Genomic DNA, 16,325 nt, shown 5'->3' on the forward strand with positions numbered 1-16,325 from the left:
ACGCAGCGGTGTGAGACGGGCATTCTTGTGGATGTTCATTCGGACCCTCCGATGGATGCTGAAGCGTGGTAACTCCAGTCTCCTCGGTCCGGTCCGAATGGACAACCTCTCGAAAGCTCACACCTAGTGCCGGCAGTGGCACCGCTGTTGTCCGTCGACAGGTCCCGCGCTTGCTCGGTGCGACCAACAACCTTAAGCGCTAGGGCGTAACCTGACCCTGCAAGATCTCCTCACCGACTATAAGGTGCGCCTCACGATCTGAGACGATGGGACAGGATGGCTAAGGAGGTGCGCCGTCTTGCATGCCCCGCCAGCGAGGCGAACCCTCTCGGCTACGCGCGCCACCAGCGACGCTCCATATCGTCAGGCCTGCGTCTCATGCTCAGATGAGCCGGTATTTGGCTCTCTCATCAGCAAACCGAGAGAGCCCATGCCAAGACGGAAGCAAGCAAGACGAACGAGCGTCAGAGATATCCTGCGCCTGACCCATAAACAGGGCAGTCCGGTGGGCCAAGGTGGCAGAGCAACTGAGGTTCGGCAAGACTTCGGCTTCCACCTATCTGCGGGCGCTGGAGACGGGCTGTCGTGCAGGCCCTGCATGCGGCTTTGAGGACGATGCGATGTTGAAACACCGTCTGTTGCGCCGAATCGGCCGTCGGCCAAACGTTGGGTCGTCATCAGGTTCTCGACAGCTTCCCGGTGTCAAATCCAAACCGTGGTCGGCGATCCCCACCAGGGTGGGAAGGCAGCGCTGATATAGCCGAACGTCGATCAAGTCACGATCAACGATTGCCTCATGTCACATGCCCTGCGGGACTGAAAAACGGAGAAGAACATGTGCGATGCAAAACTGAAGACCGTGCTTTCGCTTTTTTCGCCGGTGGCCAGCAAATTAGATGCTCTCTCGTCCAACGGACCAGCGACGGATGCAAACTGCGTTAAGCTAAATACGAACGAGAACCCGTTTCCGTTGCCGAAGAGCGTAATGCAAAGTGCAATTGCTGCGATCGAACACCAGTATCTTTATCCGGAAGACGACAATCTCAGCTTAAGGGCAGCTGCCTCCGATGCTTACGGATTTTCCAAAGATCAGGTGATTGCCGGCAACGGTTCGTCGGAGCTGCTCGGACTCATCTACAGAGCTTTCCTCGCCCCAGGAGATAGAGTGGCAATGCTGTCGCCCGGATTTTCGTTCAACCGTAAACTTGCCATGTTGCAGGGTGCCGAGTTTCTCGAAATCGCATCGAGCGAAGCTCATCCCCTGCCGATAGAAAAACTGCTGTCCGGCCCCGCAAAAGACGCGAAGTTCATTCTGTTGGCTAATCCGAACAATCCGACCGGAACATTCGTGCCGGTGGCCGAAATCGAACGCCTTGTGGAGCAAGCAGATCGCTTGGTCGTCTTGGATGAGGCCTACGTTGACTTCGCACCCGACAATGCCCTGCGCCTCGTCAATAGACATCCGAATCTTTTGATCTTGAGGACTTTTTCAAAGAGCTATGCTGCCGCTGGCGTGCGAGTCGGCTTCGGTTTCGGTCACCCAGAAATCATTGGCAGGCTGCGCAACATCCAGAATGTCTTCAACATGAACGTGATCGGGCAGGCGGTCGGGAAAAGCATTCTTGCGCATCGCCACGCCTACGAAGAGAACCACAGGCACATCAAGCATGAACGACAGCGAGTGACCCTGGCGCTGTTGCAACTTGGCTTTTCCGTAACACCCTCCCACGCAAACTTTTTGCTGGCCCGTGTGCCGGCGGGACAGGAGGGCTCATGCTGGCAAGCCGCGTTGAAAGAGCAGGCGATCCTCATCGCCAGCTTTCCTGACGTAGATTTGAAGAACTGTATTCGCGTCAGCATTGGCACCACAGAGCAGATGGACAAATTCCTTGCTGCCGCCGAACGCGTCTGTATGAACTTTAAGAAGGATCGCGGTGCTCACAAGCATGAAGTCGATTCACATTAAGCATCAAGTAATGATATGTCGTGAGCTATGATGATTAGCGAATAAATATAGGTAATTTGGAGAACAATTAATTGAAGAAAATTTCCGCTTCGGGCCTGACCTTCGGCATCTTCGATCATCTGGACGAAAACGGCGATGACATCGCACAACAATATGCAGATCGGCTGAGCCTAGCAGAAGCGTGCGATGGCTATGGCTTTTATGCGTATCATCTCGCCGAGCACCACTGTACGCCGCATGGCAGAGGTCCATCACCGAATTTGTTCTTAGCGAGCGTCGCCCAGCGAACCCGCAGTCTTCGTGTTGGTCCCATGGTAATGCTACTTGCGCTCTATCATCCGCTGCGTGCCTTCGAGGAGATCTGCATGCTTGATCAGTTGAGCGGCGGCAGGCTTGAACTCGGCATAGGGCGCGGCTCTGCTCCCACTGAATTGGGATACTTCGGGGTTGCTGTAGAAGCAGCACCAGAACAGTATGCGGAGGCCAGTGAGATTCTCATCAATGCGATGAAAGGCGGGACGCTTTCTTATCAGGGCCGCCACTTTGAGTTGAAAGATGTTCCGCTGACGTTGAGACCTCACCAATATCCCCGTCCGCCGACATGGATCGCCACCAATCGACCCGAGCCGGCTAGCTGGGCCGCTGCGAATGGGGCAAACATCGCCTGCGTCGGACCTTCCACTTCTGTTCGCAGCGTTACCGACGCGTTCCGCGCCGCCCGAATTCACGATGCTGACATTGGCCAGCAAGCGCCATTTCTTGGATTGCTCCGAATGGTGGTGATAGGGCGTTCTGAAACAGATGCGTATTTGCTCGCAGCACCTGCCTATGAACGATGGCTCAATAGCTTCAAATTTCTATACGAACTAAATGCCATTTCCACTCCACCAAACTTGCCTTTGAACTTCGATGCAGCAATTGAAAGTGAATTGTGCGTCGTGGGAACGGCAGATTCTGTCCGAAAAGCTCTCCTTGATCAGCTGGAAGAGGCAGGTGCTAATTATCTTCTGTGTCAACTGGCATTTGGGGATTTGCCGCTGGATGCCTCACTATACACCGCATCGGCCATTGGATCCGAAATCATGGCTCGAGTTGCCGCATCGTGAATCCGTCGTGTGATTGGAGGAGCAGCGGCAGCGCTGCTCCTCATTGCGAAACGGTTGTGGGGGCCGGACTCCTGTGTCAGGTGTAAACCATTGGAGCACGTCCTATCTGATCCAGGTCATATCCTGCGGCTTTGAAGTAGTTGGCACATTCGGCTGGGGTGAAGAGGTCGACGACCGCGCCGAGGCGTCCTGACCTTGCCCCTCTGATCTAATCCGGTTTGAAGTTCGTTCTGGCCCATCCAGAGGACCAGGACATGAAACGCAGCCGCTTCTCTGAAGAGCAGATCATCGGAATTTTGAAGAAACACGAGGCCGGGGTATCGGTTGGCGATCTGTGCCGCAAGCACGGGGTCAGCGACGCCTCGATCTACAATTGGAAGGCCCGCTTCGGCGGGATGGATGTCACCGAGGCTCGGCGACCTGAAGGCGCTGGAGGACGAGAACACGCGCCTGAAGCGGCTTTTGGCCGACGCCATGCTCGACAATGCCGCGTTGAAGGACCTTGTGGGAAAGAAATGGTGACGCCCGCCGCCAAGCGGAAAGCTGTCGCTCGCCTGAAGGAAGGCTTCGGGATGAGCGAACGGCGGGCGTGTAAAGCCATCGGCTGTTGCCGCATGACGGTTCGCTACCAGACCAGCAGGCCGGACGACCGCGAGGTTCGCGAGCGGATGAAGGCCGATCGCGCAGGAGCGTCGCCGGTTCGGCTACCGGCGTCTTCTCGTGATGCTGAGGCGGGAGGGCCTGGTCGTGAACCACAAGAAGCTGTTCCGGCTCTATCGGGAGGAGAAGCTCGCCGTCGCCGCCGTGGCGGCCGCAAGCGGGCGATCGGGACCAGGGCGCCGATGCTGGTGCCGCTGAGGCCCGACGAGCGCTGGTCGCTCGACTTCGTATCGGACCAGCTCACCGACGGGCGCCGCTTCCGCATCCTGGCCGTCGTCGACGACTGCACGAGAGAGTGCCTCGCACTCATCGTTGATACGTCTCTCTCGGGCATGCGGGTTGCCCGCGAATTGGACGGCTCATCACCGAGCGGGGCCGGCCCAGGATGATCGTCAGCGACAATGGCAGCGAGTTCACCTCGAACGCCATCCTCTCCTGGGCGGATCAGAACCGCGTCGAATGGCATTACATTGCGCCCGGCAAGCCGATGCAGAATGGCTTCATCGAGAGCTTCAACGGCCGACTGCGCGATGAACTGCTCAACGAGACGCTGTTCACCTCGCTGGCTCAGGCGCGCGTAGCCATCGCCCTGTGGCACGCCGACTACAACACCGCGCGGCCGCACTCCCCCCTGGCAGACCCCGGCCAAGTTCGCCAGCACCTTCAATCCGCGACGGTCGCTCGCGCTGCGCTATGCCAAAGGCTCCGCGCCAGCGCCCGTCGCTTCACCCGCCCAGCAGGGCACAACCCACGCCGGAAACGAACTCAAAACTGCTGGGGCAACGTCAGTCCCATAGAGCCTTGATGGTTATCTCGGCCTTTGCTCGCAGCAGCGCCTTAGGTTGGGCGAAGGCGTTCTCAATCGGATTGAAGTCGGGACTGTAGGGCGGCAGTTAGAGCAGGCTCGCCTGCGGCCTCAATCGCGCCGCGCAGGGTTCTCCAGGCGGATGTCGCCAATGTCAAATTTGCTGGCATCCATGTCGCCCTCGCCAACCGCACAAGCGAAGGCCAGAAAGCCAACATGTGTTCTGCGGCTTAATTAAGAGTCAGCCGATGTCGGCCGAACATCACCTTGTCTCGAAGTCGACGATCGGACAGCAGGTTGCGAAAGTTGGCGCGATGCGAAACAAACTGCTGAAGCGCTCAACTTTTATTGATCACGCGTGTTGGACGCGACGCACTCCCGTTCCAATCGGGCTGAGCGCAAATTCTCCCGGTTCACAAAACTGAGTCGCTGGAGTAGTGGGGGCGCAGAGAAATCTCCGGTCGCAGCCTTACCCGGTCAAAACAAGGATACCAATGATGAAGACTCTCGCCGTCTGCTCTGGCGGATTGGACTCCGTTTCCCTTGCTCACATGGTGGCAGCGGAGCACGAACTCACCGGCCTTCTATCTTTCGACTATGGCCAACGGCACAGGAAGGAATTGGGCTTCGCCGCTCTTTGCGCGCAGCGACTGAAGGTCCCGCACCAGATCATCGACATCGGCGAAATTGGCCGTGGCCTTTCCGGCTCAGCGCTGACTAGCAGTATCGACGTGCCGGACGGCCACTACGCCGAAGACACGATGAAGATTACGGTGGTGCCGAACCGCAATGCCATCATGTTGGCAATCGCCTTCGGTCTCGCCGCCGCCCACAGCGCCGAAGCGGTGGCGGCGGCCGTGCATGGTGGGGACCATTTCATCTATCCCGATTGCCGTCCGGCCTTCATTGAAGCTTTCCAGACAATGCAAGACCGCGCGCTCGACGGCTATGCGCAGATACGCCTCTATGCACCGTATGTGAATCTCGGAAAAGCTGACATTGTTGCGGATGGCGCAAGATACGGCACCCCGTTTGCTGAGACCTGGTCCTGTTACAAGGGCGGCGTGCGTCACTGCGGACGATGCGGGACCTGCGTCGAGCGGCGCGAAGCGTTCCATCTCGCCGGGCACGCTGATCCCACCGACTACGAGGACGCCGATTTCTGGCTTGAGGCGCTGCGCAGGAGGCGCGCGTAATGTTCCACATCAGCAAGGAATTCCACTTCTCGGCCTCGCATCAGCTCACCTCCTTGCCTCCCAACCATCAATGCGCGCGCCTGCACGGGCATAACTATGTCGTCGTAGTGGAGCTGTCGGCCAAGGAACTGGACGCCCACGGCTTCGTGCGCGACTATCACGATCTGGCGCCGCTCAAACGCTACATTGACGAGAGCTTCGACCATCGGCACCTCAACGACGTGCTGGGACATGAGAAGGTCACGGCGGAATGCCTGGCCAGACATTTCTATGAATGGTGCAAGGCACGTCTGCCGCAGACCGCGGCCGTGCGCGTTAGCGAAACACCGAAAACTTGGGCGGAATACCGTCCGTGACCGACATGCATCCCGCAATCCGTGTGAGCGAGATATTCGGGCCGACTATCCAGGGCGAGGGCGTGCTCATCGGCTTGCCGACGGTGTTCATCAGAACCGGCGGATGTGATTATCGCTGTTCATGGTGCGACAGCCTTCACGCGGTGGACAATCAGTATCGCCATGAATGGCTACCGATGCCGATCGATGCCGTGTGGCAAACCGTCCATGCGCTTTCCGGCGGCAGGCCGGTTATGGTCTCCTTGTCAGGCGGCAACCCGGCCATTCAGCCGTTCGGTCCCCTCATAGAACGAGGCCATCGCGAGGGCTATCGTTTTGCACTGGAAACGCAGGGTTCCGTGGTGAGGGAGTGGTTTGCGGATCTTGACGTGCTGACCCTTAGCCCAAAGCCGCCGTCCAGCGAGATGACGACCCGTTGGGCTGCGTTTGATGCATGCCTCGAAGCGGCGCAAGAGAAGCCGCAAATCGTGCTCAAGCTCGTCGTTTTCGACGAGAGTGACTATGCCTACGCCAAAGAAGTCGCGGCGAGATATCCGCACCTTCCGATCTATCTGCAACCCGGCAATCACACGCCGCCGCTCCCTGGCAGTGAAGACGCCTCTGTCGACTTGGACGGAATAATGATGCGAATGGAATGGCTTGTCGAAAGGGTGACTAGCGACAGGTGGTTCGAAGCCCGCGTGTTGCCGCAGCTGCACGTTCTGCTTTGGGGTAACAAGAGGGCGGTCTAGTCTGTGGCTTGCGTCGCACCGGAAGGCCGGGCTCCAACGGCTTGGCAGGCTCTCTTCGCGTGCCGAGTACAGCCGAGCTTTGTTCGCGTCAGCGGTCTCGCGATTGTGCGGCTGGAAACCGCCCGGACACCCCGCTGCCGGCGTGTGTCACCTTGACTCCGATGAGCTGTCGTCACGCAAAGTTGAAATCCGCAAGAACTGGCCTTCTCGCCCCACCTGCTCCGTCGCAAGCACGTCATCCCCTCATCCTTGTCCAGCTCTTATCGATGTATCTCATTGTCCGGCCTGACGCACGACTGTCAGCATGGGAATGCATCCATTGCGCAAATGCCTTCCATAAAGAAGATCGATTTCCTCATTGGCCCAACGTGAAATATAGCAACGTTTTCGTGGCGTGGGTCGGCTGCGTCGGGAGTAGCGATGAAAACGTATTGGGGTCGCCTGCGTCTCCTTGGGCAGCGAGTGTAAAGTATAGCGATGCGGCCTCCGGCGCGAACGGCAGCCGCGCAGTGATCACCTTCGCCTGTGCCTTTGCGGCGGGGGTCAAGCGCTGGTCTGCTAAAATTTTTTATCGTTTAGCTGGTTGAAACTGCCCCCGTTGCGGGCTGCAGAAGCCGGCCAGCCGAGAAACGGCAGCCGCACTTATGAAAGCACGCCAAGGCGTGCGGGCATCTATCAGTTGCAAAGGACAATACTGGCCGCGCCGATTGGCCATCACGCGTCCATTAGGGCAGCCACCAACATCAGTTCGCAAGAGGAGCAAAAGTAATATGTATCGTCGTCACCTGATCAAAGGGTTGGTTGCGCTCGGCGCATGCCGGATTTGCGTTCAAGCCGCCCAAGCGACCAGTGCCCATTGGGGGTACACCGGTCCGGTCGGACCGGAGCACTGGGCTGATCTGGATAAGGAAAATTTCGTATGCTCTGCCGGCACGCAGCAATCGCCGATCAATATCAACAGCGCGGTCAAGGCGGATATCCCGCATATCGCCATCGGCTGGCACAAGGGCGGCGGCAATATGGTGAACAACGGCCACACCATTCAAATCAATATGCCACAAGGCAGCACGCTGACCCGCGGCGATCGTGTCTACGAACTGGTACAGTTCCATTTCCATGCGCCAAGCGAACATCACGTGGCGGGCAAGAGCTTCCCGATGGAGGTGCATTTCGTTCACAAGGACACGCAAAGTGGTACTCTGGGCGTGCTGGGCGTCTTTTTAACGCCCGGCGCGACAAATGCCAGCTTTGCTGCCCTTGCTGCGGCCTTTCCCGAACTGCCGAATGGGGAGGTGACGATCGACGAGGTGAATCCCAACTGGCTTCTGCCAGCCTCGCTTGGCTATTGGACTTATGAGGGCTCACTGACGACGCCGCCGTGCACCGAAAACGTCGAGTGGATGGTGGCGATGGAACCGGTTGACGTTGATCCGGCAGACATCCAGCGATTTGCCTCACTCTACCCGTCGAACGCGCGCCCTATTCATTCACCCAATCGACGCTTCATCCTGCGCCAGAGTTGAGCGCCGCCCCAGCGGTTCCGCACGGTCCAACATTCTTGGCACAAGTTGGCGCGAAGCCTCCTCTTCCGGTCTGGCGGTCTGACGGCGCTCCCCAAGCTGGCTAGTCTAAATGATAGGGATTCGGTGCCGACACCACTCGTCCCAAATACGTCGCGGCGAGGTTTGTCTGCAACCCGGCAATCACACGCCGCCCCGCCGTGGTAATGAAGACGTCTCTGTCGAGTCCGACGGAATATGATGCGCATGGAACCGCTGGTAGAAAAGGTGACCAGCGACAGGTGGTTCGAAGCCCGCGTCTTGCCGCAGCTGCACGTTCTACTCTGGGGTAACAAGAGGGTAGTGTATACCTTCTCCTAGCTTCGCCGCCAACTACTCGGTTTTCCGAATTGCTCTCTATATTCTTGAAGACGATGCGTTCGTTAAAGACATGTGCTGCGCACCTGGTGTAAAAGCTGCTCTCATCATGCAGAGGTCAAGCCAGTCGGGCTCATCCGAGGCTATGGCCGTGAGCACTGTTCAGTTCGGCAGAGAGGGCGCTTTTGTACACACTTTGCGATCGTGGCGGCCCCGTGGGCAGATCTGCAAGCTGCCGCGACACTAACCTCTCGAAGCCCGCCCGCCCGCCTTTCGTGCAGCTTCCTCTGAACAAAACCACCGCTCGCCCTTCAATAGGTTGATGCGTGTCTCCCAGTAAGATTCCTGTCCAAGAACGTGATAATCTTCTTGCCAGTGTTGTAGCTGATGTTGCCCTTGATGCCGCAGCCTACCGCGGCGGGACCAAACTCAATGGCAAGCAGGCCGGCTAGGATCGTGCAGCCAGTCGCGAGCCTCGCCCACAACGGGGTCTCACGCGCATGAGGGCGCCGACCATGGGTTCGGCGGTTCATACGCGTATAACACGTATCTTTCTGAAAAAATCAATGCTCTCGGCTAAGCTACTGAATTATTTGGCTTCCATATAGCGCGTCGGCGGAACCAACTTGTAGACGGGCTATGAAAGGTTAAGCGCGGATGTCTATCGGCCGCCGGCGTTCCCGCTCTGTAAGCCTGCCTGAACTACCCGCGCCGCGGTCAAGCCCCAGGCTCCTGCTCATCCAGCGACCGCCCGATCAATGGCAGGCTGGAAAGACAAGAGCCGATGTCTTCCGATGGTCTCGCCATCAGCTTTGGGCTAACTTCCCCATTCTCCCGCTTCGAGCTCGACACACGGCGGTTTGGATGGCGCACGACAATCTGTGTCGGCTTTGTCGTGTCCGTGACAGACGCCTGAAAGGCCCGTTCGCGCGTTTTGCCGCCGTCTAAGCGGCTGGAATTTAATGACAAAGTTTCTTCTGGGATCGGCCGATCACGCTGGTACGCTTTTTGCGATGCTTGGTGTGAGGCGGCACGAGCTGCCTATCGGCACTTGTGTCGCGGGCAGTCGCGATAATTAGAACGAAGGAAGGAAAGCTATTATGTCAGGTCTGCGTCAGATCGCCTTTTACGGAAAAGGCGGCATCGGCAAGTCCACCACGTCCCAAAATACGCTCGCTGCCCTTGTCGACCTCGGGCAGAGAATCCTCATCGTAGGATGCGACCCCAAAGCCGATTCCACACGCTTGATCCTGAATTCGAAAGCTCAGGATACCGTCCTGGATCTCGCCGCACAGGAAGGCTCGGTGGAAGACCTCGAACTCCAGGACGTGCTCAAGGTGGGCTACAGAGGCATCAAGTGCGTGGAGTCCGGCGGCCCCGAGCCGGGTGTCGGTTGCGCCGGCCGCGGCGTCATCACCTCGATCAATTTCCTCGAGGAGAATGGCGCTTATGACGATGTCGATTATGTCTCCTATGACGTCCTCGGCGACGTGGTATGCGGCGGCTTCGCCATGCCGATCCGCGAAGGCAAGGCCCAGGAGATCTATATCGTCATGTCCGGCGAGATGATGGCGCTCTATGCCGCCAACAACATCGCCAAGGGCATCCTCAAATATGCCCATTCGGGCGGTGTGCGGCTGGGCGGGCTGATCTGCAATGAACGTCAAACCGACCGCGAACTCGATCTGGCCGAAGCACTGGCTGGCCGATTGAATTCCAAGCTCATCCACTTCGTGCCCCGCGACAACATCGTCCAACATGCCGAACTCAGGAAGATGTCGGTGATCCAGTACGCGCCGGACTCAAAGCAGGCAGGGGAATACCGCGCTCTGGCCGAGAAGATCCACGCCAATTCGGGCCAGGGTACGATCCCGACGCCGATCACCATGGAGGAGCTGGAGGAGATGCTGCTCGACTTCGGCATCATGAAGACCGACGAGCAGATGCTTGCCGAGCTTCACTCCAAGGAAGCGGCGAAGGCGGCGGCCCAGTAGTGACATTAGCGCTGCCATGAATCGGCGCGCCTTGCAGAGAACGGCGCCTATTCTTTGAGGCGTCACCCAACCTTGAAAGGGGGACTCATGAGCCGGGAATACGAGAATGACGGTGCTCTTCATGCGAAGCTTATCGAAGAGGTGCTGTCGCATTATCCCGACAAGGCGGCGAAGCGCCGCAAGAAGCACCTCAACGTCGCAAAGAGCGGCAACGAGGCTGGCGGGGAAAGCGAGGTCCTTTCCGAATGCGACGTCAAATCGAACATCAAGTCCATTCCCGGGGTGATGACGATTCGCGGCTGTGCATATGCTGGTTCGAAAGGCGTGGTGTGGGGGCCAGTCAAGGATATGGTCCATATCTCGCACGGCCCGGTCGGCTGCGGCCAATATTCTTGGTCGCAGCGCCGCAACTACTACGTCGGTACAACGGGCGTCGACACGTTCGGGACAATGCAGTTCACCTCCGATTTCCAGGAGAAGGACATCGTCTTCGGCGGCGACAAGAAGCTGGAACAGATCATTGACGAGATTGAAGTCTTGTTTCCGCTCAACAACGGCATCACCGTGCAGTCCGAATGCCCTATCGGCCTGATTGGCGATGACACCGAGGCCGTTTCTCGCAAAAAGACCAAGGAGTATGACAAGACGATCGTGCCGGTACGCTGCGAGGGCTTCCGCGGCGTCTCGCAGTCGCTTGGCCACCACATCGCCAATGATGCAATCCGGGATTGGGTCTTCGACAAAAAGGATGTCAAGTTCGAGGCCGGCCCCTACGACGTCAACGTCATCGGCGACTACAATATCGGCGGCGATGCCTGGGCCTCGCGCATACTGCTTGAGGAGATAGGGCTGCGCGTGGTTGGCAACTGGTCGGGTGACGCCACACTCGCAGAGATCGAGCGCGCCCCGAAGGCTAAGCTCAATCTTATCCACTGCTACCGGTCGATGAATTACATCTGTCGGCATATGGAGGAAAAGTATGGCGTCGCCTGGATGGAGTACAATTTCTTCGGTCCCTCCCAGATCGAAGCCTCTCTGCGCAACATAGCCAAGCATTTTGGGCCGGAAATCGAGGAGAAGACCGAAAAGGTCATTGCCAAGTACAGGCCGCTTGTTGATGCGGTCATCGCCAAGTACCTGTCGCGCCTGGAAGGAAATACCGTGATGCTCTATGTCGGCGGCCTGCGCCCCCGCCACGTCGTCACGGCCTACGAGGACCTCGGCATGGTCATCGTGGGCACCGGCTATGAATTCGCCCACAGCGACGACTATCAGCGCACCGGCCACTACGTGAAGAACGGCACGCTGATCTACGATGACGTGACCGGCTATGAGTTGGAGAAATTCATCGAAGGGATTCGCCCAAATCTGGTCGGCTCGGGAATCAAAGAAAAATACCCGGTGCAGAAGATGGGCATACCGTTCCGCCAGATGCATTCCTGGGATTATTCAGGCCCGTATCACGGCTACGACGGCTTTGCCATTTTCGCACGTGATGTGGATCTCGCCATTAACAACCCGGTCTGGGACCTATTCCACGCGCCTTGGAAAAGAAGCCGGGGCGATGAGCGGGCGATGGCTGCCGAATAAACATTTGCTTCAGCCCCAGTCTCCCACTGAGACGGTGAACTCCCGCGGCCTCTGATCCGCCGGAGCCTGGAACGTCTTGACGTCCTGAGCTGCCGTCCCGCGCAGCCAGATGCAAAAGAGGTAATCATCATGCCGCAGTCGGCTGAAAAAATTCTCGATCACGCTCCCCTGTTCCGCGAGCCGGAATACAGAAAGATGCTCGCTGAGAAGAAGCTAAACTTCGAATGTCCGCACCCCGATGAAATCGTTTCCGATCAGCGCGATTTCACCCAGACGTGGGAATACCGCGAAAAGAACCTCGCCCGCAAAGCGCTTGTCGTGAACCCGGCCAAGGCCTGCCAGCCGCTGGGTGCGGTATTCGCTGCCGCCGGCTTCGAGCGAACCATGTCCTTCGTCCACGGCAGCCAAGGTTGCGTCGCCTATTACCGCTCGCACCTGTCGCGCCATTTCAAGGAGCCTGCCGCGGCGGTCTCCTCCTCAATGACCGAGGATGCGGCGGTGTTTGGCGGCCTGAAGAACATGGTCGACGGGCTCGCCAACACCTACCAGCTCTACGACCCCAAGATGATTGCCGTGTCGACGACCTGTATGGCAGAGGTCATTGGCGACGACCTGCACAGCTTCATCCAGAACGCCAAGGACGAAGATTCAGTCCCGCGCGACTTCGACGTGCCCTTTGCCCACACCCCGGCCTTCGTTGGCAGTCATGTCGACGGCTATGACAACATGGTCAAAGGCATTTTGGAGCACTTCTGGAAAGGTCAGGAGCGTACGCAAATCGAAGGAACCATCAACATCATTCCGGGCTTCGACGGCTTCTGCGTCGGCAACAACCGGGAGCTCAAGCGCCTGCTCGATGTAATGGGCGTGTCCTATACATTGATCCAGGATGCCTCTGACCAGTTCGATACGCCTTCGGACGGTGAATACCGCATGTATGACGGGGGCACGAAGATCAACGAGGTGAAGAAGGCCCTCAACGCCGAGGCAACGCTTTCGCTGCAGCATCACAACACCCGAAAGACACTGGGCTATTGCGAGGAGGTCGGGCAGGCGACGGCCTCGTTCCACTATCCGCTCGGCGTTCAGGCGACGGACGAATTCCTGATGGAGGTCGCGGCGATTTCCGGCAAGGAGATTCCCGAGGCAATTCGCCTCGAGCGCGGCCGACTGGTAGACGCCATGGCGGACAGCCAATCCTGGCTGCATGGTAAGAAATACGCCATCTACGGTGATCCCGACTTCGTTCACGCAATGGCCCGCTTTGTCATGGAGACCGGCGGCGAGCCAACCCATTGCCTCGCCACCAATGGCACCTCGGCATGGGAAGCCGATTTGAAGAAGCTGCTAGCATCCTCGCCTTTCGGCAAGGCTGCCCAGGTTTGGGCGGGCAAGGACCTGTGGGCGCTGCGCTCGCTGCTCTTTACCGAGCCGGTGGACCTTTTGATCGGCAATTCCTACGGCAAGTACCTGGAGCGCGACACCGGAACGCCGCTGATCCGGCTGATGTTTCCGATCTTCGATCGGCACCATCATCACCGCTTTGCGCTCTTTGGCTACCAGGGCGCGTTGCGCGTGCTGACGACGATCCTCGACAAGATCTTCGACAAACTCGATCGCGAGACGAGCGAGACGGGTGTGACGGATTATTCCTATGACCTCACGCGCTAAGAGCCGTGGCCGGCTTTTCGCCGAGGCCATTCCTTGCCCAATGGACTGGGGAGGCTGAGCGATGTCCTCCCTCAGCGCCAAAATCAAGGACGCCTTCGATGAGCCCGCCTGCGATAAGAACCGTGGCAAAGATGCCAAGGCGCGCAAGGAGGGCTGCTCGAAGTCGCTGACACCAGGGGCGGCAGCCGGCGGCTGCGCCTTTGACGGAGCCAAGATCGTCCTGCAGCCGATCACCGACGTTGCGCATCTGGTCCATGCGCCGCTCGCCTGCGAGGGCAATTCTTGGGACAACCGTGGTGCGGTTTCGTCAGGGCCGACCTTGTGGCGGACAAGCTTCACGACCGACCTCACCGAACTCGACCTGGTGATGGGGCAGGGCGAGCGGAAACTCTTCAAGGCGATCCGCGAGATCAAGCACACATACGCGCCGCCGGCGATCTTCGTCTACTCAACTTGCGTAACGGCGCTGATCGGTGACGACATCGAGGCCGTGTGCAAACGCGCCACGGAAAAGTTCGGTTTGGCCGTGGTGCCGATCAATGCGCCTGGCCTGGCAGGCTCCAAGAACCTCGGCAACAAGCTCGCCGCCGAGGCGTTGCTCGATCATGTCATCGGCACGGTCGAACCCGACGACCCCGGGCCCTACGACATCAACATCCTTGGCGAATTCAACCTCTCGGGCGAATTCTGGCTTGTAAAGCCGCTCCTCGATCGGCTCGGCATCCGGGTGCGCGCCTGCATTCCCGGCGATGCGCGTTACCGCGACATTGCTTCCGCGCACCGCGCCCGGGCGGCAATGATCGTGTGCTCGACCGCGCTGATCAGTCTTGCCCGCAAGATGGAGGAGCGCTGGGACATCCCGTTCTTCGAGGGCTCCTTCTATGGCATCTCCGACACATCGCAAGCTCTTCGCAACCTTGTCAGGCTGCTGGTGAGGAAGGGCGCCGATCCGGAGATCCTCGAGCGCACGGAGACGCTGATCGCGCAGCAGGAGGCGATCGCGTGGAAGAAACTCGAATCCTACCGGCAAAGGCTCCAAGGCAAGCGCGTGCTGCTCAACACAGGCGGTGTGAAGTCCTGGTCGGTTGTCCGTGCGCTGATGGAGATCGGAATCGAGATCGTCGGCACCTCGGTCAAGAAATCTACGGTGCAGGACAAGGAGCGCATCAAACAAGTTCTCAAGCACGACAAGCATATGTTCGAATACATGGCTGCGCGCGAGCTGTACGCCATGCTCTCTGAACACAGGGCCGATATCATGCTGTCGGGCGGTCGCACGCAATTCATTGCGCTCAAGGCCAAGACGCCCTGGCTCGATATCAACCAGGAGCGCCAGCACCCTTATGCCGGCTATGCCGGCATGGTGGAACTCGTACGCCAGATCGACCTCGCCATTCACAATCCGGTCTGGTCTCAGGTGCGCCAGCCGGCCCCGTGGGATTGCCAGCCTGATCTAAAAGACGAACTGCCATGCACGAAGAAGGAGTCCGGGCACCTGTTCGATGAATTCGCCGGCGCGACGGCACACGAGTTCAGCGAGTGTTGAGGCGACCGATGGCCCGCATCCTTCCCCAGACCAAATCCGCGGCGGTGAACCCGCTGAAGTCGTCGCAGCCGCTGGGTGCCGCCTTTGCCTTTCTTGGGGTCGACGGCGCGATGCCGCTGTTCCACGGCAGCCAGGGATGCACAAGCTTCGCGCTCGTGCTCTTCGTACGGCACTTCAAAGAAACGATTCCATTGCAGACAACAGCGATGGATGAGGTGGCGACCATCCTCGGCGCTGCCGACCATCTTGAAGAAGCCATCCTCAACCTCAAGAACCGCACGAAGCCAAAGCTGATCGGGGTGTGCACGACCGCGCTGGTGGAGACGCGTGGCGAAGATTGCGCGAGTGATATTGCGAACATCAAGCTGAAGCACACGCAAGAGCTTGCGGGTACGGAGGTCGTGCTGGCCAACACGCCGGATTTTGACGGCGCGATCGAAGAGGGCTGGGCCAAGGCAGTCACCGCAATGATCAAAGGGATTACAGGCTCGGGCGAACGTGCGCGGCAGCCGAAGAAGATCGCGATCCTGCCCGGATGCAACCTCACTGTCGCCGACATCGAGCATATGCGTGACATGGTTGAAAGCTTTGGGCTCAAGCCGGTTATTCTGCCCGACATTTCAGGCTCGCTCGACGGTACGGTTCCTGACCGCTGGGTAGCGACCACATACGGCGGCACCAGCGTCGAAGACATTCGCGAGTTGGGCACGGCCATGCAATGCATCGCCATCGGTGAGCACATGCGCCGCCCGGCGAAAGCGCTGCACGGGTTGACCGGCGTGCCTTACGTGTTGTTCCAGTCACTGACTGGGCTGCAGGACACGGAC

At 58.7% G+C, this 16,325-nt stretch carries 11 protein-coding genes and 3 pseudogenes; 13 read left to right on the plus strand and 1 reads right to left on the minus strand.

Annotation, left to right across the window (positions count from 1 at the left end; translation table 11 throughout):
• The first annotated feature begins 835 nt into the window (after positions 1–835).
• The 3 genes and pseudogenes from hisC to EN994_RS02490 all read left to right on the plus strand — a co-directional run bounded on the left by hisC (position 836) and on the right by EN994_RS02490 (position 4,529).
• On the plus strand, positions 836–1,966 hold the full coding sequence (hisC, locus tag EN994_RS02480) for a histidinol-phosphate transaminase (RefSeq protein WP_063169376.1): 1,131 nt from the start codon (positions 836–838) through the stop codon (positions 1,964–1,966).
• 71 nt (positions 1,967–2,037) lie between these two features.
• On the plus strand, positions 2,038–3,072 hold the full coding sequence (locus tag EN994_RS02485; protein ID WP_063169375.1) for an LLM class flavin-dependent oxidoreductase: 1,035 nt from the start codon (positions 2,038–2,040) through the stop codon (positions 3,070–3,072).
• Between the two features lie 254 nt (positions 3,073–3,326).
• Positions 3,327–4,529, plus strand: a pseudogene (locus EN994_RS02490) (IS3 family transposase).
• Here the strand turns inward: EN994_RS02490 and EN994_RS02495 are convergent.
• A pseudogene (locus EN994_RS02495) lies at positions 4,524–4,665 on the minus strand (transposase); the annotation flags it as partial. The pseudogenes EN994_RS02490 and EN994_RS02495 overlap by 6 nt on opposite strands.
• 369 nt (positions 4,666–5,034) lie before the next feature.
• Here EN994_RS02495 and queC point away from each other — a divergent pair.
• From queC to nifN, 10 genes and pseudogenes are all read left to right on the plus strand, one after another.
• Positions 5,035–5,733 carry a 7-cyano-7-deazaguanine synthase QueC gene (gene queC, locus EN994_RS02500; protein WP_063170389.1) on the plus strand — a complete coding sequence of 233 codons (699 nt, stop codon included), beginning with the start codon at positions 5,035–5,037 and terminating at the stop codon, positions 5,731–5,733.
• Positions 5,733–6,089, plus strand: a complete 357-nt coding sequence (gene queD, locus EN994_RS02505) for a 6-carboxytetrahydropterin synthase QueD (protein WP_063169374.1) — start codon at positions 5,733–5,735, stop codon at positions 6,087–6,089. Before queC ends, queD begins: the two co-directional genes overlap by 1 nt.
• 5 nt (positions 6,090–6,094) lie before the next feature.
• The gene (queE, locus tag EN994_RS02510) at positions 6,095–6,820 is read left to right on the plus strand and encodes a 7-carboxy-7-deazaguanine synthase QueE (RefSeq protein WP_164548811.1); all 726 of its coding nucleotides are present in this window, start codon (positions 6,095–6,097) and stop codon (positions 6,818–6,820) included.
• Positions 6,821–7,590: 770 nt separating this feature from the next.
• Positions 7,591–8,343, plus strand: coding sequence for a carbonic anhydrase (locus tag EN994_RS02515; RefSeq protein WP_063169372.1), 753 nt, complete (start codon positions 7,591–7,593; stop codon positions 8,341–8,343).
• A 160-nt stretch (positions 8,344–8,503) separates the two neighbouring features.
• A pseudogene (locus tag EN994_RS35900) lies at positions 8,504–8,700 on the plus strand (7-carboxy-7-deazaguanine synthase QueE); the annotation flags it as partial.
• A gap of 1,097 nt (positions 8,701–9,797) precedes the next feature.
• Complete coding sequence (nifH, locus tag EN994_RS02530) at positions 9,798–10,691, plus strand: nitrogenase iron protein (protein ID WP_024505261.1); 894 nt, start codon at positions 9,798–9,800, stop codon at positions 10,689–10,691.
• Between the two features lie 87 nt (positions 10,692–10,778).
• The gene (gene nifD / locus EN994_RS02535) at positions 10,779–12,281 is read left to right on the plus strand and encodes a nitrogenase molybdenum-iron protein alpha chain (protein ID WP_024505262.1); all 1,503 of its coding nucleotides are present in this window, start codon (positions 10,779–10,781) and stop codon (positions 12,279–12,281) included.
• Positions 12,282–12,410: 129 nt separating this feature from the next.
• Positions 12,411–13,952, plus strand: a complete 1,542-nt coding sequence (gene nifK / locus EN994_RS02540) for a nitrogenase molybdenum-iron protein subunit beta (RefSeq protein WP_024505263.1) — start codon at positions 12,411–12,413, stop codon at positions 13,950–13,952.
• 61 nt (positions 13,953–14,013) lie between these two features.
• A complete protein-coding gene (gene nifE, locus EN994_RS02545) occupies positions 14,014–15,498 on the plus strand; it encodes a nitrogenase iron-molybdenum cofactor biosynthesis protein NifE (protein ID WP_024505264.1) in 1,485 nt (494 codons plus the stop codon).
• 8 nt (positions 15,499–15,506) lie between these two features.
• On the plus strand, positions 15,507–16,325 hold an 819-nt coding region (nifN, locus tag EN994_RS02550), incomplete at its 3' end, for a nitrogenase iron-molybdenum cofactor biosynthesis protein NifN (protein ID WP_127307387.1).

The sequence above is a fragment of the Mesorhizobium sp. M7A.F.Ca.CA.002.09.1.1 genome, from assembly GCF_003998555.1.
Classification (GTDB): Bacteria; Pseudomonadota; Alphaproteobacteria; order Rhizobiales; family Rhizobiaceae; genus Mesorhizobium; species Mesorhizobium ciceri.